Annotated in this window: 15 protein-coding genes, 1 tRNA gene and 1 other RNA gene; 7 read left to right on the forward strand and 10 right to left on the reverse strand. The window is 61.1% G+C overall.

Features of this window, described 5'->3' with window-relative positions:
- Window positions 1–5 precede the first annotated feature (5 nt).
- Window positions 6–1,094, reverse strand: a complete 1,089-nt coding sequence (locus AXK12_RS03665) for an AAA family ATPase (protein ID WP_068711560.1) — start codon at window positions 1,092–1,094, stop codon at window positions 6–8.
- A 90-nt stretch (window positions 1,095–1,184) separates the two neighbouring features.
- Between AXK12_RS03665 and AXK12_RS03670 the strand changes: the two genes are divergently transcribed.
- A complete protein-coding gene (locus tag AXK12_RS03670; RefSeq protein WP_068711562.1) occupies window positions 1,185–1,682 on the forward strand; it encodes a hypothetical protein in 498 nt (165 codons plus the stop codon).
- Window positions 1,683–1,724: 42 nt separating this feature from the next.
- On the opposite strand, the gene AXK12_RS03675 is transcribed toward AXK12_RS03670, so the two are convergent.
- The 3 genes from AXK12_RS03675 to AXK12_RS03685 all read right to left on the reverse strand — a co-directional run bounded on the left by AXK12_RS03675 (window position 1,725) and on the right by AXK12_RS03685 (window position 7,582).
- A complete protein-coding gene (locus AXK12_RS03675) occupies window positions 1,725–2,207 on the reverse strand; it encodes a PTS sugar transporter subunit IIA (RefSeq protein ID WP_068711564.1) in 483 nt (160 codons plus the stop codon).
- Between the two features lie 33 nt (window positions 2,208–2,240).
- Window positions 2,241–4,841 (reverse strand): DNA gyrase subunit A, encoded by a 2,601-nt coding sequence (gene gyrA / locus AXK12_RS03680; RefSeq protein WP_082782626.1) that lies wholly within the window; start codon window positions 4,839–4,841, stop codon window positions 2,241–2,243.
- A 92-nt stretch (window positions 4,842–4,933) separates the two neighbouring features.
- Entirely contained in the window at window positions 4,934–7,582 is a 2,649-nt protein-coding gene (locus tag AXK12_RS03685; RefSeq protein ID WP_068711566.1) for a DNA gyrase subunit B, read from the reverse strand.
- Window positions 7,583–7,765: 183 nt separating this feature from the next.
- Here AXK12_RS03685 and AXK12_RS03690 point away from each other — a divergent pair, with 183 nt between their 5' ends.
- On the forward strand, window positions 7,766–8,515 hold the full coding sequence (locus AXK12_RS03690; protein WP_068711568.1) for a zinc ribbon domain-containing protein: 750 nt from the start codon (window positions 7,766–7,768) through the stop codon (window positions 8,513–8,515).
- Between the two features lie 31 nt (window positions 8,516–8,546).
- Here the strand turns inward: AXK12_RS03690 and rnpB are convergent.
- Window positions 8,547–9,049: RNase P RNA component class A (gene rnpB, locus AXK12_RS03695), an RNA gene on the reverse strand.
- Between the two features lie 125 nt (window positions 9,050–9,174).
- On the opposite strand from rnpB, the gene rpsT reads away from it, so the two are divergent.
- On the forward strand, window positions 9,175–9,438 hold the full coding sequence (rpsT, locus tag AXK12_RS03700) for a 30S ribosomal protein S20 (RefSeq protein WP_068711570.1): 264 nt from the start codon (window positions 9,175–9,177) through the stop codon (window positions 9,436–9,438).
- Window positions 9,439–9,530: 92 nt separating this feature from the next.
- Here rpsT and asd read toward each other — a convergent pair whose 3' ends face one another.
- The gene (gene asd / locus AXK12_RS03705; protein WP_068711676.1) at window positions 9,531–10,442 is read right to left on the reverse strand and encodes an archaetidylserine decarboxylase; all 912 of its coding nucleotides are present in this window, start codon (window positions 10,440–10,442) and stop codon (window positions 9,531–9,533) included.
- Window positions 10,443–10,571: 129 nt separating this feature from the next.
- Here asd and AXK12_RS03710 point away from each other — a divergent pair.
- From AXK12_RS03710 to AXK12_RS03725, 4 genes are all read left to right on the forward strand, one after another.
- Window positions 10,572–10,656: transfer RNA gene (locus AXK12_RS03710), tRNA-Leu, on the forward strand.
- A gap of 182 nt (window positions 10,657–10,838) precedes the next feature.
- Complete coding sequence (gene hisG / locus AXK12_RS03715) at window positions 10,839–11,699, forward strand: ATP phosphoribosyltransferase (RefSeq protein ID WP_068711572.1); 861 nt, start codon at window positions 10,839–10,841, stop codon at window positions 11,697–11,699.
- A gap of 182 nt (window positions 11,700–11,881) precedes the next feature.
- Window positions 11,882–12,757: a carbon-nitrogen hydrolase gene (locus AXK12_RS03720; RefSeq protein WP_068711574.1), complete on the forward strand. Its 876-nt coding sequence runs from the start codon at window positions 11,882–11,884 to the stop codon at window positions 12,755–12,757.
- A 46-nt stretch (window positions 12,758–12,803) separates the two neighbouring features.
- Entirely contained in the window at window positions 12,804–13,808 is a 1,005-nt protein-coding gene (locus AXK12_RS03725) for an agmatine deiminase family protein (RefSeq protein WP_156468830.1), read from the forward strand.
- 47 nt (window positions 13,809–13,855) lie between these two features.
- On the opposite strand, the gene AXK12_RS03730 is transcribed toward AXK12_RS03725, so the two are convergent.
- The 4 genes from AXK12_RS03730 to pilM form a co-directional block, all read right to left on the reverse strand.
- On the reverse strand, window positions 13,856–14,755 hold the full coding sequence (locus tag AXK12_RS03730) for a 5'-3' exonuclease (RefSeq protein ID WP_068711579.1): 900 nt from the start codon (window positions 14,753–14,755) through the stop codon (window positions 13,856–13,858).
- A gap of 97 nt (window positions 14,756–14,852) precedes the next feature.
- Window positions 14,853–17,009 carry a hypothetical protein gene (locus AXK12_RS03735; protein WP_068711582.1) on the reverse strand — a complete coding sequence of 719 codons (2,157 nt, stop codon included), beginning with the start codon at window positions 17,007–17,009 and terminating at the stop codon, window positions 14,853–14,855.
- A 34-nt stretch (window positions 17,010–17,043) separates the two neighbouring features.
- Window positions 17,044–18,627: an Amuc_1100 family pilus-like protein gene (locus tag AXK12_RS03740; protein WP_156468831.1), complete on the reverse strand. Its 1,584-nt coding sequence runs from the start codon at window positions 18,625–18,627 to the stop codon at window positions 17,044–17,046.
- A gap of 114 nt (window positions 18,628–18,741) precedes the next feature.
- Window positions 18,742–20,430 carry a pilus assembly protein PilM gene (pilM, locus tag AXK12_RS03745; protein WP_082782627.1) on the reverse strand — a complete coding sequence of 563 codons (1,689 nt, stop codon included), beginning with the start codon at window positions 20,428–20,430 and terminating at the stop codon, window positions 18,742–18,744.
- Window positions 20,431–20,648 lie beyond the last annotated feature (218 nt).

Below are 20,648 nucleotides of genomic sequence, written 5' to 3' on the forward strand. Positions count from 1 at the left end.
AGCTTCTAAAACGCCTCCTCCTCCGGCACTCCGCCGAGGATACCGCTAAACCACAAGTCACCGAGCGACGCCTCGCCCAGTAGCGCGCCCAAGTCGGCGCGGTCACTCAAGCGCTCAAAGTGTGCGCTCAACCCGCATTTTTGAGAAATGATGATTTCCTCGGGGTGATCTTTGAAGAGGTCGAGCAAGTAGGGCGAATGCGTCGTAGCCAGCACCTGCACGGGGGCACGGCTTTGACCAAAGTCACGCGGATAGCTCAGCCGATAGAGCAAATCACGCAGCGCACGCAACCAACGCGGGTGCATCCCTCGATCAATTTCCTCAATGCACACGACGCTCGGCGGCGCGGGCTGAAAAACGAGGAAAAGCACGGCCAATAAATACAGTGTGCCCTGCGAAAGATTGTCTGCGGTCACCACTTCACCGCGCCCACCCGGCCCGCTGCCCCCGCGCAAGCGCAATCCGAGCTCGAGCGTTTCGCCACTCTCTGCCACGCCGCCGCGCCGCGAAACCTCAATCCCCGCAAACTCCGGCACAATCTGCCGAAACTCGGCTTCCAGTTGAGCAAAGTTTTCCGGATGACGCTCGTGCAAGGCCGCCAGCGCCGCCGCGAGGTTTCCGCCATTGCTCGCTAGGGTATCAGACCCGTTTTTTTCGCGGGCCTCTCGCTGTCGGCCCGCCTGACTCTGCGCTTCAACAGGCGTGTACAAACTCGGCTCCGCCATCGCGTAATGGTCGAATAGATACGCGCGAATTCCTTCGATTTTGCCTAAAAGTGCGCCGCGCTCGGAGTCGGCGACTCCCGAAAGCTCGATTTGGTCGCAGACGATTTGCTCGACGCACGACAGCCGCGCTAACGCAGCTTCATACGGAGCGGTGAACCGGAACTCTAAAACCGCGCGCTCTACATTCACCGACTCGACAGTGCCTGCGCCCCCAGCATGTAACCGGGCCAAGGTCCGCAGCCGGAGCAGCGCTTGGATGAGGCTCGTCTTCCCGCTGCCATTGGGCCCGACGATTAAGTTAAATGGCCGCAACTCCACACGCGCCTCGCGCAGTGCCTTAAAATTGTGAAACGCGACAGAGGAAATCACAGTGAGGTAAACCTACTTACCCGCGTAGCCGCTTCGAGCCTTTTCACGCCTCGACTCCACCAACACGCGCCCCTAGCCCTTCGCTCCATCATGCGCCGCCTTTCTCCCCTGCCCCTGCTCGCTCTACTCGTACTGCTCTGCGCCCCGCGCTCAGCTGCCGCCAAATCCGAGACGGCCGACAATGACGATGGGCCGCCAAGGCCAGCGCACACGTCGCCAAATGAAAAGGGCGAAGACCGAGTGCAGCAGCTCCCCGAGCTGGTGATTAGCAGCAGCCGAATCACCGCGCTCGACGTGCAGATCGGTAAACTCACCAAGAAAATCGACCGCGCGAGGAGACGGCTAAAGAAGAGCAGCTCACTCGACGAATCGCTCAATACCGACGACATCCCGAAGCTCCTCTCAATCCTCGGCGGCTACACGACGGGCCAACGCAAGAGTCTCGCCCGCGAGCGACTCATGCTAATGGAAGCCGAGCGCAGCATCTTGGAAGCGATGAAACACGTCCGCAGCTACCGCGAAGAGCAAGAGCTCAAAACCCAACTGCACACCCTCAAATCGATGGCGCTACTCCTCGAACAGTCGTGAGGGGAAGGCCTTGTCGGACGAGTACGGAAGCCCTGTCTCCCGTCAGTTTTTCCCCGCAGGAAATAGCATTTCTTCGGCTTTGGCGATTGCCGCGATAAAGGCCTCTGCACTCGCGGCCATCAGCAGGGCGGCCCGGTTCTCCGCCGAGGCCAAAATCTTGCACAGCGTGCTCACCACGCGCAGGTAATCGCCCGGGCTGGATGGCGGCGTGCCCAACACGAAAAGCAGGTGCACCGGCTCTTCGCAGTTTTCAAAATGTAAGCCCTCTGCACTACGGCCCACTGCTAAAACGACTCGTTTCACATGCGCCGTCCGCGCGTGAGGCAGCGCGACGCTGTTTCCGAGGTACGTGCTATCCAGCCGCTCGCGCTCGATGACTTGCTCAAAGAAAGGCTCGAAGCCGCCCACATCGGGATGCGTGCGGAGCGGCTCGGCCGCTTCGCGCAACGCGGCTTCGTGCGTGGTCGCGCGCAAATAGAGCGTCACCAATTCGGGAGCAAGCAGGGTAGAGAGGCGGGCGTTCATTGGGGCAAGGGGCTTTCGTTTAGTCAGGCCAACTCACTCTTGGTCATTTTCCGGATCAAGGGCCTCGGGCTCAGAGATTGACGGGCCAGACTCAGTAATGGCCGCAGCGTCCGCTCCAGCAGTAGCGGAAGGCGCAGTTTCACTGACGCCATTTTCCGCTCCCGATTCGGCATTGGCCGCGATCGCCGCCGCTTCCTGTTCTTCGTCGGTTTCGACGATGCGCGCGATAGAGAGAATGCTGTCCCCGGGAGCGAGCGTGAGGAGTTTTACGCCTTTGGCACCGCGACCGGTTTCGCGAATTTCGCGCACGCGGGTGCGGATGCTTTGGCCTTTGGTCGTCAGGAGCATGACCTCGTCGCTCTCGTGAACGCTGAGCGCGCCCGCAACCGCCACGCTACCGTCGTCAGGCAGGTCGATCGCGATAACGCCGGTGCCGCCACGCGAGATAAGTCGGTAATCGGCAAAAGGCGTGCGCTTACCCACGCCGTCCTCGCGGGCGACGAGCAGCCGCGCGTCGTGGTCACACACTTCGATCGCTTGCACGTAGTCGCCCTCCAGCTTGAAGCGCATACCGGTGACCCCTTGGGTGCCACGGCCTTGGTCGCGCAGGTCGCTTTCTTTAAAGCGCACGGCTTGGCCGCGATGGCTCACGAGCATGATTTCGTTTTCGCCGTTGGTCAGCACGCAGCCCACGAGGCTGTCGTCGTCCAAGAGCTTGATGCCGCGCAGGCCGCCTTCGCGCGTCGCGTTGGCGTAGTCGGCAAGGCTGGTCTTCTTGGTAATACCGCTCTTGGTCGCCATGACCAGGTGCAGGCCCGGGTCGAAGTCTTTCACGCAAATCATGGCCGCAATCCGCTCGCCCTCGGAGAGCGACAGGAAGGATTTCACGGACTTGCCCTTGGAGGCGCGCGTGCCCTCGGGCACGTCGTAGACCTTCTTTGCGAGGCACTGGCCTTTGGTCGTCAGGAAGAGGATGTAGTCGTGCGTCTCGGCAGTGAAGAGGTGCTCCACAAAATCCTCTTCATACGTATCGGCTCCGATGATACCTTTGCCGCCGCGCTTCTGGGAGCGGTATTCGGCAACGGGCGTGCGCTTGATGAAACCGAGATGCGAGACGGTGATGACGCAGCCCTCGTTGGGGATAAAGTCCTCCATGCGGAACTCGCCCGCCGCAGCCGTAATCTCGGTGCGCCGCGCAGTCGCGTATTTCGCCCTCATTTCGAGCAGCTCTTTTTTGATGAGTGCAAAGAGTTTTTCCTCGGAGGCCAGAATCGCGCGAAGCTCCTCGATGAGCCCCATCAAGTCGCGATACTCGGCCTCGATTTTATCGCGCTCCAGGCCGGTGAGTTGGTAGAGGCGCAGTTCGAGGATGGCGTCCGTCTGCCGCTGCGAGAGCGGGTACTTCTCCATCAAGCGCTCGCGTGCTTCGAGCCGGTTGGCCGAGCTGCGAATGATTTTTACAAAGTCGTCGAGGTTATCGAGGGCGATCAGGTAGCCCTCCAAAATGTGCGCGCGGTCTTCGGCTTGGCGCAGGCGGAACTGCGTGCGGCGCGTGATGACCTCGCGGCGGTGCTCGATGTAGCACTCAATCAGCTCCTTAATATTCATCTGCTTCGGACGCTTTTGGTCGAGCGCGAGCAGCGTAACGCCGAAGGAGGCTTCGAGTGCGGTCTTTTGGTAAAGTTGGTTGAGGATGGGGCGAGCCTGCTCGCCGCGCTTGAGCTCTAAGACGATGCGCGTGTTTTCGTCGGACTCGTCGCGCAAGTCGCGGATCCCATCAATCGCCTTGTCGGAAATCAGCTCAGCGATTTTCGAGACGAGGTTGGCACGGTTTACGTTGTAGGGGATTTCGGTGATGATGATCACCTCGCCGCCCGTCTTCGTCTCCTCGGTGTGTGCGCGCCCGCGAATTCGCACGATGCCGCGCCCCGTCGTCAAATAGCTAAGGATGCCCGCGCGGCCCGCAATCGTGCCACCGGTCGGAAAGTCGGGGCCTTGGACGATCGAGCAGAGCGCATCGACTGATATCGCCGGGTTATCAATGATGGCGCAGGTCGCATCGATGATTTCACCGAGGTTGTGCGGCGGGATGTTGGTCGCCATACCGACCGCGATCCCCGTCGAACCGTTCATCAACAGATTCGGCAACGCGGAAGGCAGGACAGTCGGCTCAGTGGTGGACTCCTTGTAATTGGGGACGAAGTCGACCGTGTCTTCATCGATGTTTCGGATGAGGTCTTCGGCGATTTCGTTGAGTCGCGACTCGGTGTAGCGATAGGCAGCGGGCGGGTCGCCATCGACCGATCCGAAGTTTCCCTGCGGGTCGATCAGCGGGTAACGCATCACCCAAGTCTGCGCGAGCCGCACGAGCGTGTCGTAAACCGAGGAGTCGCCGTGCGGGTGGTAGTTTTTCAAAACCTCGCCGACGACACCCGCGCACTTGTCGAAGGGGCGATTGTGCAAGAGCCCTTCGCGCATCATCGCGTAGAGGATGCGCCGCTGCACAGGCTTTAGCCCGTCGCGTGCATCGGGCAGCGCGCGTGCGACGATGACCGACATCGAGTAATCGATGTAGGCCGTCTGCATGATATCGGTGATGTTCGCAGAAGAGAGTTTTTCGTTGGAGGTAAACACGGGCGAGAAAAGGGAGACAGTGGAGTGCGGCAGGGATTACGACGGTGACAGGCGCGTGGTGTGCGCAGCGCGGGAGAGCGGCCAGTGTGAGTTCAGACGTCGAGGTATTGGACGTTGAGTGCGTTATCCTCGATGAATTGGCGGCGCGGCGGCACTTCGTCGCCCATCAGCAGTGTAAAGAGCGCGTCGGCCTTCGCCGCGTCGTTAATCGAGACCTTCAGGAGTCGGCGTTTTTCGGGATCCATCGTCGTCTCGAAGAGTTGCTTGGGGTTCATTTCGCCCAAGCCCTTGTAGCGCTGAATCGTGAGTCCCTTGCGCCCGAGCGTGCGGATGTGCGCGACAATATCGAGCGGCGCGAAGAGCTCGGTCTTCGACTCGGATTTTTGGCCCGGATTTTCGGTAATGACAAAGCGAGCCTCGGGGGTCGCCGTGAAACGCCTAATATCGAGCCCGATGTCGGCGATCGCTTTGAGGAGCTTGGCCATCTCTGCACTTTCAAAAATCTCGTGCAGGGTGACTCGTGTGCGCGGCGCGTTGACGGCAGGTGCGGCGGACGATGAGGGCGGCGCATCGACGGCAGCGGGCACCGCTTGCGTTTCCGCTTGGGCGAGTGCGTCGGGAGCAGCGTTTAACGCGGCATCCGCACTCTGGGCTGCGTTTTGCTCTGCATTTTCGCTGCTTGGCAAAAGGGGTTCGCCGGCGTCGGCGTCGAGATCGTATGCCGCGACAAAGTCGGCGCGGGCGGCTTCGTCGCGGAGGAATTCGTGTCGCTCGTCGTTACCCGTGCGGATGCGGGCGAGGTAGCGCGGAAGCGCGTGCGTCTCGCGATCGTGCGCTTCGAGGTAGTCGGGGAGCGAGGCCCCGTGGCGGGTGACGCTCGTCCCGAGTTTTTCGAGCGACGCGAGGTGCTCCACAATTTGGTCGATTTGCGCGGGCGCAAAAACGTGTCCGTCTTTTAACCGCGTGAGGACGACGTCCTCGGAGCCGAGTTCGCGCAAGATGCGGTTGAGCTGCTCGTCGTTGTCGACGTATTGCTCACGTTTCTTGCGCTTGATTTTGTAGAGCGGTGGCTGGGCGATGTAGACGTAGCCGAGGTCGAAGAGGCCGCGCATCTGCCGATACAGGAAGGTGAGGAGCAGCGTGCGGATGTGGGAGCCGTCCACATCGGCGTCGGTCATGAGGATGACTTTGTGATAGCGGGCGCGCTCGCCCTTAAACGCCGAATCATCCTCGCCATTACCGATGCCCGTGCCAATCGCGGTGATGAGGGTGCGGATTTCTTGGTTGTCTAAAACTTTGGCGAGCTGGGCCTTCTCGGAGTTAATGAGTTTCCCGCGCAAGGGGAGAATGGCTTGGTAGCGGCGGTCGCGGCCTTGTTTGGCGGAGCCGCCGGCGGAGTCGCCCTCCACGATGTAAAGCTCGGTGAGCGCGGGGTCGCGCTCGGAACAGTCGGCGAGCTTTCCGGGCAAGCCGCCGCCGCTGAGTGCGCCTTTACGAATGGTTTCGCGGGCTTTGCGCGCCGCTTCGCGGGCACGGGCGGCGTTTAGGCACTTATCGATGATGCGCTTGGCAAGCTGCGGGCTGATCTCGAAGTGCTTCATGAGCCCTTCGTAGGAGGCCGAGCCGACGATGCGCTCCACTTCGGGCGAGAGGAGTTTGACCTTGGTTTGCGACTCAAACTTCGGGTCGCTGTGTTTTATGGAGATGACAGCAGCGAGGCCCTCGCGCACGTCGTCACCGGTGATTTGCGGGTCTTTGTCTTTTAAGAGGTTGTTCGACTTGGCGAACTGGTTAATCGCCCGCGTGAGCGCACTGCGAAAGCCGGAGAGGTGCGTGCCGCCATCGGGGTTATGGATGGTGTTGGTGTAGCAGAGGACTTGGTCGTTGTAGGAGTCGTTGTATTGGAGGACGACTTCGACGTGAATCTCGGCGGGTTTGTCGTCGATGGGCTCCGTATTGATTTTTGTAATACGGATCGGCTCCGGGTGCAGGGCAGTTTTACCTTGGTTGAGTTGGCGGACGAACTCTTCAACGCCGTTTCGGTAAAAAAAGGTCTCTGGCTTCGCGTTGGCGGGGCGCTCGTCGAGGAAGACGATTTCGAGGCCCGAGTTGAGGAAGGCGAGTTCGCGCAGCCGCTGGGCGATGCGCTCGGCGACGAAGACCGTGGTCTCGCGAAAAATCTCGGGGTCGGGCTTAAACGTAATGTAGGTGCCGGTGCCGCGCGCCTTACCGATGACGTCGAGCTTTTTGACGGTTTTGCCGCGCTCGAAACGCATGTGGTGAAGCTGGCCTTCGCGCGAAATCTCGACCTCAAACCACTCGGAAACTGCGTTGACGCACTTCGCTCCCACCCCGTGCGTGCCACCGGAGAACTTGTAGCCGCCTTGGCCATATTTACCGCCCGAGTGCAGCGTCGTGAGCACCAGCTCCACCCCGGGCAGGCCCGACTCCTTATTAATATCTACCGGGATGCCGCGGCCATTATCGCGGATGGAGATCGAGCCATCGACATGGATGTTGACCTCGATGCGCGAGCAGTGCCCGGCGAGGTGCTCGTCCACCGAGTTGTCCAACACCTCGGAAACGCAGTGGTGCAGCGCGCGCTCGTCCGTGCCGCCGATGTACATGCCAGGCTTCTTGCGGACGGCCTCCAGCCCCTTGAGCTGGCCGAGCTGGTCGGCGTTATAAACGTGGTCGTTGGTGGGGTTTTCCAAAATATCGGAGTCAGGAGAGTCGGACATGTAGCGCGTTGGTGAAGAGGGGAAAAACGAAACGGGGGAGCCTCGTTTCAAAGCGTCGCGCGAGCGAGGATTTATTTGCGTAAAATTGGGCGAAAAAACACCGCACGTCGCCGCGAAACTGCGCCCCCTGCCGCCCGTTTCGATTGACCGCGCTGCGCCGCCCGCCCCACTGTGCGCACCACCATGCCGAGCCCTGCGATTGAAACTCTCCTCATCTTACAGGCTCGCGACACCCGTCGCCGCGACCTCGAAGCGCAAATCGCCGCCACCCCCGCCGAGGTCGCCGCAGTTGAAGCGCAAATCGCCGCCGAGCGCGCCGCAATCGACCGCGCACGCGACGGACTCCGCCAGTTGGAGTCCGACAAAAAACTCCTCGAAACGGAAATCGGCTCCGCCGAGGCCAAGCTCGCCAAATACCGCACCCAGCAACTCGCCGTTAAGAAAAACGACGAATACCAAGCGCTCACCCGCGAGATTGAGGCGATGGAAGCCAGTATCGGCGCGCTCGAGGAGCGCGAGCTCGAGCTCCTCTACGCAATCGACGCCGCCAAAGAGCGCTTCGACGCGGCCGAAGCCACGCTCCAACAAAACATCAGCGGCCACCAAGCGCGCATCGCCACGCTGCGCGAGCGCGAGCAAAGCCTGCGTGTGGAGCTTATTGACGCGCAGAGCGAAATCGCTGCGGCACGCGCTCCAGTCGCCGATCCGCTCCTACGCCTCTATGACCGCATCGCCGCGCGCCAATGGCCAGTCATCGTGCCGCTGCAAAACGGCATCTGCGGTGGCTCGCACCTGCGTGTCTCTTCCGACGTCGACTCCGCCGCCCGCGCAGCCAGCCGAATGACCGCCCCCGCCGATGACCCCGCCGCGCTGGAGCAACTCGTCCTCTCCGACCAGTCGGGGCAGATTTTGTATTGGGTCAGCGCTCAGTGAGCGCGGCCAAAACAAAACAGTCTGCGACTGTGCACGCTTGGGGCCGGTAAGCCGGATTCTGTTCCGCGCGCCAGCAGCGGTAAACCGCCCCCGCGCGCTTCGATTGTCATTTATCTCAAGCCGAGAGAAAAAAGATCCCCTCGCCTTGGCTCGTGCGGCTCCTCGCAGCCGAGGCCCTAAGGCCCCAGCTCCGCGAACCGCGACGCGCTGCAGCATACCCGAGACCTATAGGACGGGCCGCCCAGTCTCCTATTTTGCCTTGCACCGGATGGGGTTTTTCGTGCCGCCGAACGCTCACGCGCGACGCGGTGGGCTCTTACCCCACCTTTTCACCCTTACCCGCTTGGCGCAGTTACGAAGAACCACGCCGCACAGGCGGTTTGTTTTCTGTGACACTATCCGTCGACGCGCCTTGACGCGCGCCGCCCATGCTTGAGGCCAAAACCTCTCGCACGGCATCCTGCCCTGCGGTGTCCGGACTTTCCTCTCCGTAGCGTTTTGAAAGAACTGCGGAGCGACAATCAGGCCCCAAACGTGCGGCGCGCACTAGGACGCGCCTCCCTCACCACTACGAGCCATTTATTTTGACTAAGCTTAATTTATTGACCTGCGCCCTCAGCTTTGGCTCGTTCGCCGCTTTCGTTTAACGACTCCCCTCAATGGCCAACACCAAATCCGCTATCAAAGCCGCGCGTAAAACCGTGCGCCTCACGGCTCGCAACAAAGCGACCAAGACCCGCCTAAAGACCCTGCACAAGAAGCTCGACGCAGCCGCCAAAGCAGCCGATCCCACCGCACTCAAAACAGCCGCTGCGAACTACGCCTCCGCGATGGATAAGGCGGTAAAAAGCGGCGTCGTTCACAAAAACGCCGCCAACCGCGCCAAATCCCACGCGGCGATTAAGCTCAAGCTCGCCGCCTAAGCGCGCCCCGCAAGGCCAGCCCATACACGCCGCAGCTCACCCGCTGCGGCTTTTTTCGTAGCTTAGCCAAGCACAGACTCTTGCCGCCGCTTCTACGTAGAGCGACTGGCGCAAGTGCCCAGCACATCGCCCATGCGCGCGTAGGTCTCGATATGGACTGCGCTTTGAGCGACGAGGTCAGGCGCAAATTGGATTCGCCCGCGTTGGAAAATCGTAATCACGCAGGAGCCGCCAAACGCGAAAAGCCCCTTCTCCTCGCCTCGCGCAACAGCCCGTCCCTCGACGTAGCTTTGGCGAATGCTCCCGACATTGGTCGCGCCAACTTCGAACATCGCTACGCGCCCAAACGCCTCGGTCTCCATCAGGGTCAGCATCCGTTTATTTTGCACGAGGTAGCCGATGTTTCGCCGAAGCGCGATAGGGCTCACCGAATAGAGCCAACCCTTTATCAGTCGCGCGGGGCCCGGACTGCCCGATACCGGAAAGTGAAACCGGTGATAGTCCACCGGACAAAGGCGTGAGATCAGCATCGCGCCGCCCGAAAACTCCCTCGCTAGTGACGCATCAGCGAAGAGTTCGACGAGCGAAAACTTCGCTCCCTTCACGTAAAACCCAGCCGCCGCGTCCACATCGGGAAACACGAGATGCCGCCCATCCGCCGGAAGCACCGCCACACCCGCGCCCTCTGAAATCGGACGGCACTCCGGCTTTAGCGTGCGATAGAAAAACTCGTTAAAGCTGCGATAGGTAAAAGCCGACTTGGCGAACTCCTCCACATTAAGATCGTACTTCGCAATGAAGGGCAGCACCCGCAATTGGCTCCGCCTCCTGCTCATTTTCCACCCGTAATAGGCCGAGAAAAACTTGCGCCGCGCCAAGAGCCACAGCCCTGCCCGCCCCATCGGGTTCTCATAGGCAAAGCGCAACCAACGCTCGCCAAAGATTTGCTCGGTTTCGAGTGCCTGCGTGTAGCGGTTGTAAAAGCGGATAGGGTCAGCAGCCATATGAAAAGGAGGCGCAGAGAAGGCGGAAAAGAGCGGAGACTGACCAATCGCGACAACCAACACCAGTTTCGAGTTTACAGCCTGCCGCTCAACCGTAGCGTCCGCCTCCGCTGTTCTTTCAGCGACCTTGCCCGGGTGGCGGAATTGGCAGACGCAGCAGACTCAAAATCTGCCGCCCTTTAAAGGCTTGTGGGTTCGACCCCCACCCCGGGCACGTTTTTAGGCGCGTTCTTATCGGCCCATAGCCGCTCGCGGCTGCAGCGCTTTTATAAAAACCGCTCGTCCAAGCGTAAACGCCCCTCCGCCCCTAAAGAAACGAGTCATTACTGGTATTTACTCTTGAAGGGCTGAGTGCCCCTGTGTGCGGTCGGGGCCGTGTCTACACCACCGATTTTGATGATAGGGCTCCCCAAGGGCAGCCTAGAAGAAGCCACCAAAAACTTATTCCACAAGGCCGGCTGGCGCATCACCACCAGTTCGCGCTCCTACCGGCCAGCCATCGACGACCCTGAGCTCGAAGGCCGCTTCGTCCGCGCACAAGAGCTTAGCCGCTATGTCGAACACGGCTTCTTCGACTGCGGGCTCACCGGCAGCGACTGGATTTGCGAAAACGAGAGCGACGTCCACGAAGTCTGCGACCTCATCTACAGCCGCGCCTCCTCAACCCGCTCGAAATGGGTTTTGTGCGTGCCCGAGTCCTCATCGATCACCCGCCCCGAAGAGCTCGCCGACAAACGCGTGGCGACCGAACTGGTCGGCACCGTGCGCCGCTACTTCGCCGAGAGAAAAATCCCCACCCATGTCGAGTTCTCTTGGGGCGCGACCGAGGTCAAAGTCCCCGACTTAGTCGACGCGATTGTGGACATCACTGAGACGGGCAACTCCATCCGCGCCAACAAGCTGCGAATCATCGACACGCTCCTCGAAACCAACACCAAGCTCATCGCTAACAAGCGCAGTTGGGAGAACCCCACAAAACGCAAAAAAATCGAGACCCTTGCGCTCCTCCTCCAAGCCGCGCTCGAAGCCGAGACCAAGGTCGGCCTAAAACTCAACATCCGCAAAGACGCACTCGACAAGGTGCTCGCCACCATCCCCGCGCTGCGCAACCCGACCATCTCCCCGCTGAGCAACCCCGACTGGGCCGCGCTCGAAACCATCATCGACGACCGCGTCGTGCGCGAAATCGTCCCCCAACTCAAGTCGCTCGGAGCCGAAGGCATCGTCGAGTATCCGCTCAACAAAGTTGTTTACTAAAGCGTAGCCACCTAGCGAGCGCGGGCACCTGCCTCTCGCACTACGTGTGACCTGCGCTCCTGTGCTCGCCCTCCGCTCCTCACACACGCCGCGCTGCAAATCTCCCATCATCTGCAGCGACTACGGCGCAGTCGCACACACACGCACCGCCACCTCCCTTCCGGCCCCTCGCCCCACCTGTAATGAAACGCACACTCGGCCTCCTCCAACACGCCTGCACGAGCGCCCCCGCCGCAAACCTCGAAAAAACGCTCGCGCTCGCCGAGCAGGCCGCGCGCGGCGGGGCACAGATTATCTGCACGCAAGAGCTGTTTCGCTCGCAGTACTTTTGCCAGAGCGAGGACCACAGTAACTTCGCGCTCGCCGAGGAAATCCCCGGCCCCAGCACTGCCGCCTTCCAGGCGCTCGCCAAGAAATACGGCGTCGTGATCGTCGCCTCGCTCTTCGAAAAACGTGCCGCCGGACTCTACCACAACACCGCCGTCATCATCGACAGCGACGGCGCGCTTTTGGGCATCTACCGCAAGATGCACATCCCCGACGACCCGCTCTTTTACGAAAAATTCTACTTCACCCCCGGCGACACCGGCTTTCGCGCTTGGCGCACAAAGCTCGGCAAAATCGGCGTCCTCATTTGCTGGGATCAATGGTATCCTGAAGCCGCCCGCCTCACCGCGCTCCAAGGTGCGGACATCCTCTTTTACCCGACTGCCATCGGCTGGCACCCGTCCGAAAAAGCTCACTACGGCGCGACCCAACACAGCGCGTGGGAAACCATCCAGCGCGGCCACGCAGTCGCCAACGGCTGTTATGTCGCCGCCGTCAACCGCATCGGCCACGAGACGCCCATCGGCGGTGACGGACTAGAGTTCTGGGGCCAAAGCTTCATCGCAGGCACCAGCGGCCAGATCCTAGCCAAAGCCAGCCCTGACCGCGAAGAAGTCCTTCTCCACGAAGTCGACCTTGGCTCACTCGACGTCACCCGTACGCACTGGCCCTTTCTGCGCGACCGCCGGATCGACGCCTACGGCGATATTACAAAACGCTTCCGCGACTGAGAACATGGGCCTAACGAGCGAGCCAATTTCCGAGCATGGATTCCGCATGCCCAGTGAGTGGGAGCCGCAAGACGCCGTATGGCTGTCTTGGCCGCACAACCGCAAAACTTGGCCCGGCCAATTTCGCCCCATCCCCTACGCCTTTGCCCAATTCGTCGCCGCAATCAGCCGCTACGAATCCGTCCGCATCAACTGTGCGCAGCCCCTCCAGCCCCGCGCCCAACGACTCTGTGCCAAGGCAGGCGCAGACATGACGCGCGTCCACTTTTACGACCATCCGACCAACGACGCGTGGTGCCGCGACCACGGCCCAATTTTCGTAAAAAAGCGCACGACCGGTGAAGTCGCCGTAACCGATTGGCACTACAACGCGTGGGGTGACAAATACCCGCCCTACGATCTCGATAACCGCATCCCTGCCCTCATCGCCGAAAAACTTGGGCTGCGCCGCTTCGCCTACGAAATGGTGCTCGAAGGCGGCTCCATCGACGTCAACGGCCGCGGCCTGCTCCTCACCACCGAGCAATGCCTCCTACACCCCAACCGCAACCCGCAGCTCAACCGCGCCCAGATTGAGCGCAGACTAATAGACGCGCTCGGCGTCACTCAAATCCTTTGGCTCGGCGAAGGCATCGTCGGCGACGACACCGACGGCCACATAGACGACATAACCCGCTTCTACAGCGCCGCCGGCATTCTCACCTGCATCGAGCCCAACACCCGCGACCCGAATCACGAAATCCTAGAAGCCAACCTAGAGCGACTGCGCGGCTTCCGCACGCCCGAGGGTGCCCCCTTCGACCTCGTCACGCTGCCCATGCCGCGCCCCCTCGCCTTCCAAGGCCAGCGCGTCCCGGCCAGCTACGCGAATTTTTTAATCATTAACGGCGCAGTGCTCGTCCCTCAATTCCGCCAACCCAAGCGCGACGCCGAAGCCCGCGAGATAATCGGCCACTGCTTCCCCGACCGCGAAATCGTAGGCATCGACTGCTACGATCTCATCTGGGGGCTCGGCACCCTCCACTGCCTCTCCCAACAACAACCGCAGTGAGCTGGCAAAAAAAACAGCCTGCGGCTGCGCTCGCGCGACGCGCCCCTTTAGAAAAGTTCGGGCTGCGCGTAGCGACGTTGGGCTTCGGCTTGAGCGCTTTTCATTTCTAGCTCGCCCAGTAAACGAAGCAACTCGCCCAAGTTGATGTGCTGCGATTGCGCCAACTCCTCGCGCGTGAGCGTCGGCAGCGAAAGGTCAAAACGCGTAAGCTGCCGATTCAGTCGCAGCCGCTCCGCCGCGCTGGCGAGTTCTTGCCGAAAGCGCTCGGGCTTTATCTCGGCTGCATTCGCGAGGACGCCTTCCAAGGAGCCATGCGCCTGCAGCCACTTCGCGGCAGTCTTCGGGCCCACGCCCGCAAGGCCCGGGATGTTGTCCGACGTGTCACCCACGAGTGCCAAAAAATCGGCGATTTGCCCGGGGCCGACGCCAAACTTTTCGGTGACACCCACCGCATCGAGATGCCGCCAACCGATGCGCGGATTGGCCGTAGGCGGCGGCAAAAGCAGCGTCACTCCCCCGCCTACGACTTGGGCAAAGTCTTTGTCCGCGCTAACGATTCGGACGGTGTCCCCACCGCCCGCCAAAGCCACCGCTTGGGCCGCGAGCAAGTCGTCGGACTCCACGCCCTCGCGCTCGATACCGCCCAAGCCCATCGCCCGCGTAAGCTCCCGAATAAACGGTAGCTGCTGGGTAAGGGCCTCGGGCGTCTCGCGCCGCTGCGCCTTGTACTCTGGATGCAGCGCGAGCCGCTCTTGCGAACCGCCAAGATCGAAAAACACCAGTGCGCCGCCGGCCGGCCTCTGCTCGTCGATCAGCCGCCACAAGGCTTTTACCCAGCCGTGTAGCGCGCCCGTAGGGAAACCATCACTACTGCGCGTGAGTTCGGGCATCCCGTAGAACGCGCGAAACGCGAGATTAAACCCGTCGATAAGAAGCCAGTTTGCCATATTGGCCGGAGCCCACCCGCGACATAACGCACACGCAACGCGGAACTGGTGGCTGGACGCTAATGCGCGCGGCGGCGCCCAGGCTCCGCCTCTTCGCCTACGGGGTGCGCGACTGGCTGCTTTCGGGCGTGATGATGACGGGGTTTTGAAAGAGAGCGTTCGCGCTCACATTAGGCAGGGCTTGTTTCTTCGGTGCGCCACCGGGGCTAAGCAGGTTGGCCGTTACGAAGATGAGTAGGTTACGCTTTTGCGCGCTCTCGCCCTTCGACTTGAAGAGTCGTCCGAGCACCGGGATGTCACCGACCACGGGCACCTTGTCGTTGACCTTTTTGACCTCTTCGCGCGTGAGCCCGCCCATGATGAGTGTCGCCCCATCCCAGATCGTGACCTTTGTCGAGATGTCACGCACAGAGAAGATGGGTTGGTAAAACCCGGAGGGCACGTTGACGGTCGTGCTGCCGGAAATCGCAACGCTAGGGCCGCCGTACTCCACAAAGCCGTCGAACTCGGTAACACGCGGGTTGAGGTCGAGGCTGATGCTGTAGTCGTCCTCCTCAACGGTGGGCGTGACCTTGAGCTCCACGCCAATGTTACGCGTCGTGAAGTCTTGGGGCGTGCCCGCAGTGATCGCCACACCCGCCGAGCCACCGCCGCTCGCGCTGCCTGTGCCGACTTGGCTTTGCGTTTGCCCAAAACTCTGCGGGTAACGCAGTTCTTGGGCGACGGTGATAGTCGCCGGGTTGCCCGAGAGGACGGTGACTTTGGGCGCGCTGAGCAGGTCCGTCCCCTGCTTTTGCGAGAGTGCGCGAATGACCGCGTTGACGTCGAACTCGCCAATCACACCGGTCACGCTCGCGAGTGCACTCGCGCCGACACCGAGGTAAGGCGCGTTGGGAATCGCCGGCGGACTGTTAGCAAAAACGGTGTCAATGCCCGCCGTGATTTCGCCGCTTGGGCCAATCGTCACGGGCCGCGTGATGCTGCCCTGCTGTGTGGCGACGTTGCTCGCAAAGGCAGTCGAGAGGTTGCGCCCCGAAGTCATGTAGCGGGCCTGTGCGCCGGCGTTGCGCTGCGTCGCTTTGGTATTGAGGTTCCAGTTTACGCCAAGCTCTTCGAGCGCACCTTCCTGCACTTCCATAAACTTGGCCTCAATCTCGACCTGCCGAATGTCGTTGTAGCGGTTCAGGATGTTGCGGATTCGCTCCAAGTTTCGCGCAGTATGCGTGACGATGATTGAGGAACCGTCGTAGGCGAGGCTGCTGTCGGGCACTGCGTCAAAGTTCACGCCCGCCTGCTGTAGAAAGTGGCGCAGTGCCGGAGCCTCTTGGCCTGTTGGCGGCGACTCATTACTCGCACCGAACGAGGAAAACGGGCTCGGCGACACAGAGGGCGTGGAGGCAGCGCCGTTGCCCAAAGTTTGGCCCGTCATCCTCAAAACCGTTGCCCGCGAAACAGGGAAGAATCCCGTTTCGAGCAAACTCGACTCACCGCCCGGCCGCACCACCACCGCATCACTTTGCACTTCGTATTGGTAGCCGACCGCTTGGGTCACGAAGTCCAGAACGCGCCGGAGTGACGTATTGCGCAACGTGAGCGTCACGAGCGGCTGCCGGTTACTCGGGTCGAGCAAGACGATGTTGGCGCCGCGTGGGGCGCGAGTGCCTTCGCCCTCACCCGCCCCTTGGGCACTGCGGTCAAACTCGACTGACGCCGCGCTCAAAGCACTCACCACGCGCCCAATTTCCACGCGGGTGAAGCTCACGTTGGGCAGCACGATTTCGTCCAGCTTGCGAACAAGCGGAGCAAGGGCGGCTTCGTCGAAGGGATCACGCCCCTGCTCTTGGAAGAGCCCCGGCCTGCGCCAACTTTGGTCTACCTCGGCCAACATTTCTTGGCGCGTTTGAAGCCGCGGCGGTGTGCGCCGCGCCTCAAGCTCCTGCTCCAAACGGTCAATCGCCGCCGCCAACTCGCGATTTCCCGGTGAGCGCTGGTCAAGCTCACGATACGTCGCCAATGCCGCCTCGGGCGCTCCCGCCACATACTGGCTCCGTGCCCGCAAAAGCAGAGTTTTAACCTCAGCATCGCCGAGCGACTGGGAGTGCGACGAATCGCTAACCAAAGGCTCGGGCGCAGCCGACGCACTGCTCCCAACGCCCACACTGCCCTGCTGCGCATAGAGTGGCGGGCTGCCGGATGGCGCAGAGCTGAGCCCGACAAACAAGGAACCGAAAAGGAGAGTGTTTTTTGAAAGCATGGGAGTCTTGGGGGAAAGCGTTCAGTACTCGGGGCTAGTGCGGGGAACCGGCAGGTGCGGATTCGAGCGTGAAGACGAGCCACTCGGACTCGGGGGCAGTGGCGTGGCTTTTCATAACGGCACGAGGCTGGGGCGCGCATTGGATTTCTGAGACGGTGAGCAGTGCCCCTTCTTCGCCAGCCACCACGTCGCCCTCGCGTAACTCAAGGCGCTCTCCATACCACTCCACTTCTGCGATTAACGCGTGCCCCTCGGCGCGCTCGCCTTCGTAAAGACTGCGCCGCTCCCCCTGCACGTCGCGAATCCTCGCAACGGCCCGCGGCGCGCGAAATGGGGTGCCTTCATCGTGAGCGACGGACTGCATCTCTACACGAAAGTCGAGCACCTCAATACCGAGTGACTCCACGCGATCACCTCCTCGCAAAAGTAGCAGCTCGCCGCTCTCTCGATTTTCAAAAAGTCCTAAAAATGGGCCAACGCAGTCACCCCTTAAGCCGTCGCTCCCAGCCCCCCCGATATAGCCACTGAGTTGCAGCGGATAGTCTTCGCGGCGCACGCCCAGCAGTCGCGGCACAGTGAGTTCCCCGTTCTGTGAATCAGGCAGTGCGTGGGCCGTAAGCGCAGGATCAGCGGAAGGACGCAGCGCTTTGACGCGAAACTGCTGCTCGGCCGGATGGTAGAAAATCTCCGGAGGCGTAAAGACATCGAAGATCCACTGTGGCCCGCGTACTTGCGACTCCGGCGCAGGCCAAGTCATTACCCGCTCGGGCGAGTTTTCAGAAAAACGGGAAAATCCTTCCGTCAGGGCTTCGACCTCTTCTTCTGCACCTAGCTCCACATAGTCGAGTGTCACGAGGAACTCACTCCCACTCGGTCGCACCAGCAGCTCAAAGCCATCGCTATCACCAGTCTCGCCGAAAGAGCTCAATGAAAGTGCAGCCGTAGGACGACCTCGATCAGGAATGACTTGTCGCTCTGCACCGGGCTCAACTGTCACGCTGCGCACCAGGACGGGGAGCCGATCACTCGCTAATTCGTTAAGCCATGTGCGGAGTACCGCAGTCGTTCCGAGAAACCGGATTTGGAAGCGATAGCTCGCGTCCGCCGAACCGGACTCGTCTTGCCAAGGTGCTTCAGGAGATGCGTTTCGCTCTTCGCGAATGACTGCCAGTAGCCGTTGGGGCTTGCTGCGAAAGAGAGCCCCCAACACTCGCTCAAGGCCGAGCCGCTGCGTGTAGACCCGTAAGATATCCGCTTCAGAGGGCCCTACGTTGGCGTAGGCACGAAACCCAAAGAACTCGTCTTGTGCGATTTCGATACCCTGCTCGCCCGCGAGGCCCGCAAGCGCCTGCCTATAACGCGCGATCTCAAAGTAAGCCGCACGGCTGTTCGGCGGAGGGGGCGAGTCGCAGAGTGCACGCGTAATTGAGTTATCCCGCCACAGCGACTCGGCTTGGCCGACAGCATTGCGCAGCTCGGCGAATTCACGAGCGAGTGCATCCGCCACAGCTTGAGTCGGCGCGGGCTCAGCATTGGCAAGACTCGTTAGCCACCCCTCTTTAGCGGCAAGTTCCGACTTGGCTTTGGCCAAGGTCTTCGCCCCCAGAAACAGACTCACACCTTGCCCCACAAAAGCCACAGCTGCCGCAACGAGCAGAAGTAGCGCAGCGCGTGAGCGAGGTTTTGCGAACATGGTCGGCTAAGGGATTGAGCAAAGTTTTGGCGAAACGACTCAGAGGAGTTTTTCGGGAGCGATGAGGATCGTGGCATCGAAACGAATGACTCCCGGGCGCTTGCGATCATAGCGCTCGCCCACAACTCCCTGCACGAAGTCCAAAGCCTGTAGTGAATCGAAAAACCGCTGCAGCGACTCGTCCGTGCGACCGCTTTCCAAAAGCCAGCCACCGATCTCGATGGTCGCCGCCTGAGGCGAACCCGTTTCGTCGACTTGGTCCGTGCTCGGCGCGTTGTAGTGGAACCGCTCCAACCACACATCGCCCACGCCGATAAGTCGCGCCTGCAAGTCCGCAAAAAAACCGAGCCAGCTTTCCCGTTGAGCGTTGAGTGCATCGAGGTGGGCGAGTCGCACGCGAAGCGCGTCCACCTCTGTTTGCGCTTGGGCGTTAAGCGCTCCTAGCCGAAGAAGCGGAGCTGCCCTTGCATCGACTGCCGCGGCTCGCGTGTGCAGTGCTGCAATCGCCGAGCGTTGTTGGAGCAGCAGCAGAAAAGGTAAAAGCACGAGTAGCGCAGCAGCGGCTAGCCCCCATCGACGCCGGGCTCGCACTTCTCGCGCAACACGCCGCCCCAGCGGAAATAGGTTGAGTACTTGCGCCTCGGGCAAAGCCGCGCCCAAGGCTAGGCCATAAAGCGCATACAAATCGCTAGCGCCAACTGGCGCTCTTCCCACCGACGAAGGCGCGACCTCGATACTAGCGGGTGTCGGCAACTCGAAAACTGGCAGCGAAAGCCTTTCCGCAATTTCCTCACGTAGCCCGAGCAGCACACTCCCTCCTCCACCGAGATAGACCCGAGTCGGACTAAGCACGCCCGACTGGCGAAGGTACGCAAGTTTCGCCAAAAGGAGTTCGGCGCCGAGTTTTTGCACAAAGGGACTGGCCGCCTGCCCAACAGCCTCGCGTAAAAGAGCTTCGCTTTCTTGCGACGGCTTGGCGTTTTCAAGTAACTGCGAGGCGCGTCGCTTGGCTGCTTCAGCTTCGGCAAAATCGCAGCCCAGCCCCTGCGCAAGCGAGCGTGTTACCGTGTTTCCGCCAAAATTGAGCGTGCGCAAGTAAGGGGCCGCCCCACCGCCACCGATAATCACTTGAGTCGACCGTGCGCCAACATCGACGAAAAGCGAGGGCGCGTCGACTTCACGCGAAAACGCACGCCAAAGCGCGAGTGCCGCAGGCTCGCAATGAGTCGGCAATAAATGCGCGGACTCCGCCGCCGCGCAGAGTGGCTCCACAGCGTCGAGCTTCGCCGCAGAAATCAGGATCTCCATTTCCTCTCCCTCGTTTCGCTGCACCACCGCGCCCCATGAAACCTTATCGAGCGGAAACGGGATAGCCTGCCCAACCTCGAAACGCAGCGCTTGGGCGAGGGCTTCACCCGCAACAGCAGGCGTTTTAACCCGCTTGGTAAGTGCAAGATGCCCCGGTATCGTGAGCCGGCATTCACGCTCCCGGCCAAACCCGATCCGCCCCCAAACCCTATCGAGTGCGGCACCGACTTGCGCGAGCCAAGCGCTGCTGTGCGCGGGCGAGCAAACGAAGTCCTCACGCGCATAAGCTTCGAGTCGCAGCGACCTAGCGGCCCCACCACCCGCCTCCCTGCTTTCCCCACGAAGCGAAAATACCCCAGCCGAGACGTGCGCACCGCCGCAATCAATGACCACTCGCTGCTGCGTTCTCTTGGGGAGCATAGGCTTCGGGGGTGAACCTGCCGCGCGGGGTGGCGCGTCTCGCTTGATGAGCGGCAAAGGCTTATTCGGAAACTAACACGCTGTCACCTTATAATGTGCATAAATCCTTTTGCGCGAACCGTGTGCAGTGCGTGCCAATTGGCACGCACAAAAACAGACAGTGGCCTACGCTATTTGGGGCGGCCAACTGTGGCCGATTTCGGAAAACGAAGTGCTCT

This window comes from Cephaloticoccus capnophilus, assembly GCF_001580045.1.
GTDB classification, from domain to species: domain Bacteria; phylum Verrucomicrobiota; class Verrucomicrobiia; order Opitutales; family Opitutaceae; genus Cephaloticoccus; species Cephaloticoccus capnophilus.

Excerpts from the sequence above, each read along its gene's own strand:
- AXK12_RS03670 (WP_068711562.1), top strand. The coding sequence starts at position 1,185 with ATGCGCCGCCTTTCTCCCCTGCCCCTGCTCGCTCTACTCGTACTGCTC.
- AXK12_RS03675 (WP_068711564.1), bottom strand. The coding sequence starts at position 2,207 with ATGAACGCCCGCCTCTCTACCCTGCTTGCTCCCGAATTGGTGACGCTC.
- AXK12_RS03685 (WP_068711566.1), bottom strand. The coding sequence starts at position 7,582 with ATGTCCGACTCTCCTGACTCCGATATTTTGGAAAACCCCACCAACGAC.
- AXK12_RS03690 (WP_068711568.1), top strand. The coding sequence starts at position 7,766 with ATGCCGAGCCCTGCGATTGAAACTCTCCTCATCTTACAGGCTCGCGAC.
- rpsT (WP_068711570.1), top strand. The coding sequence starts at position 9,175 with ATGGCCAACACCAAATCCGCTATCAAAGCCGCGCGTAAAACCGTGCGC.
- asd (WP_068711676.1), bottom strand. The coding sequence starts at position 10,442 with ATGGCTGCTGACCCTATCCGCTTTTACAACCGCTACACGCAGGCACTC.
- hisG (WP_068711572.1), top strand. The coding sequence starts at position 10,839 with ATGATAGGGCTCCCCAAGGGCAGCCTAGAAGAAGCCACCAAAAACTTA.
- AXK12_RS03720 (WP_068711574.1), top strand. The coding sequence starts at position 11,882 with ATGAAACGCACACTCGGCCTCCTCCAACACGCCTGCACGAGCGCCCCC.
- AXK12_RS03725 (WP_156468830.1), top strand. The coding sequence starts at position 12,804 with ATGCCCAGTGAGTGGGAGCCGCAAGACGCCGTATGGCTGTCTTGGCCG.
- AXK12_RS03730 (WP_068711579.1), bottom strand. The coding sequence starts at position 14,755 with ATGGCAAACTGGCTTCTTATCGACGGGTTTAATCTCGCGTTTCGCGCG.
- AXK12_RS03735 (WP_068711582.1), bottom strand. The coding sequence starts at position 17,009 with ATGCTTTCAAAAAACACTCTCCTTTTCGGTTCCTTGTTTGTCGGGCTC.
- pilM (WP_082782627.1), bottom strand. The coding sequence starts at position 20,430 with ATGCTCCCCAAGAGAACGCAGCAGCGAGTGGTCATTGATTGCGGCGGT.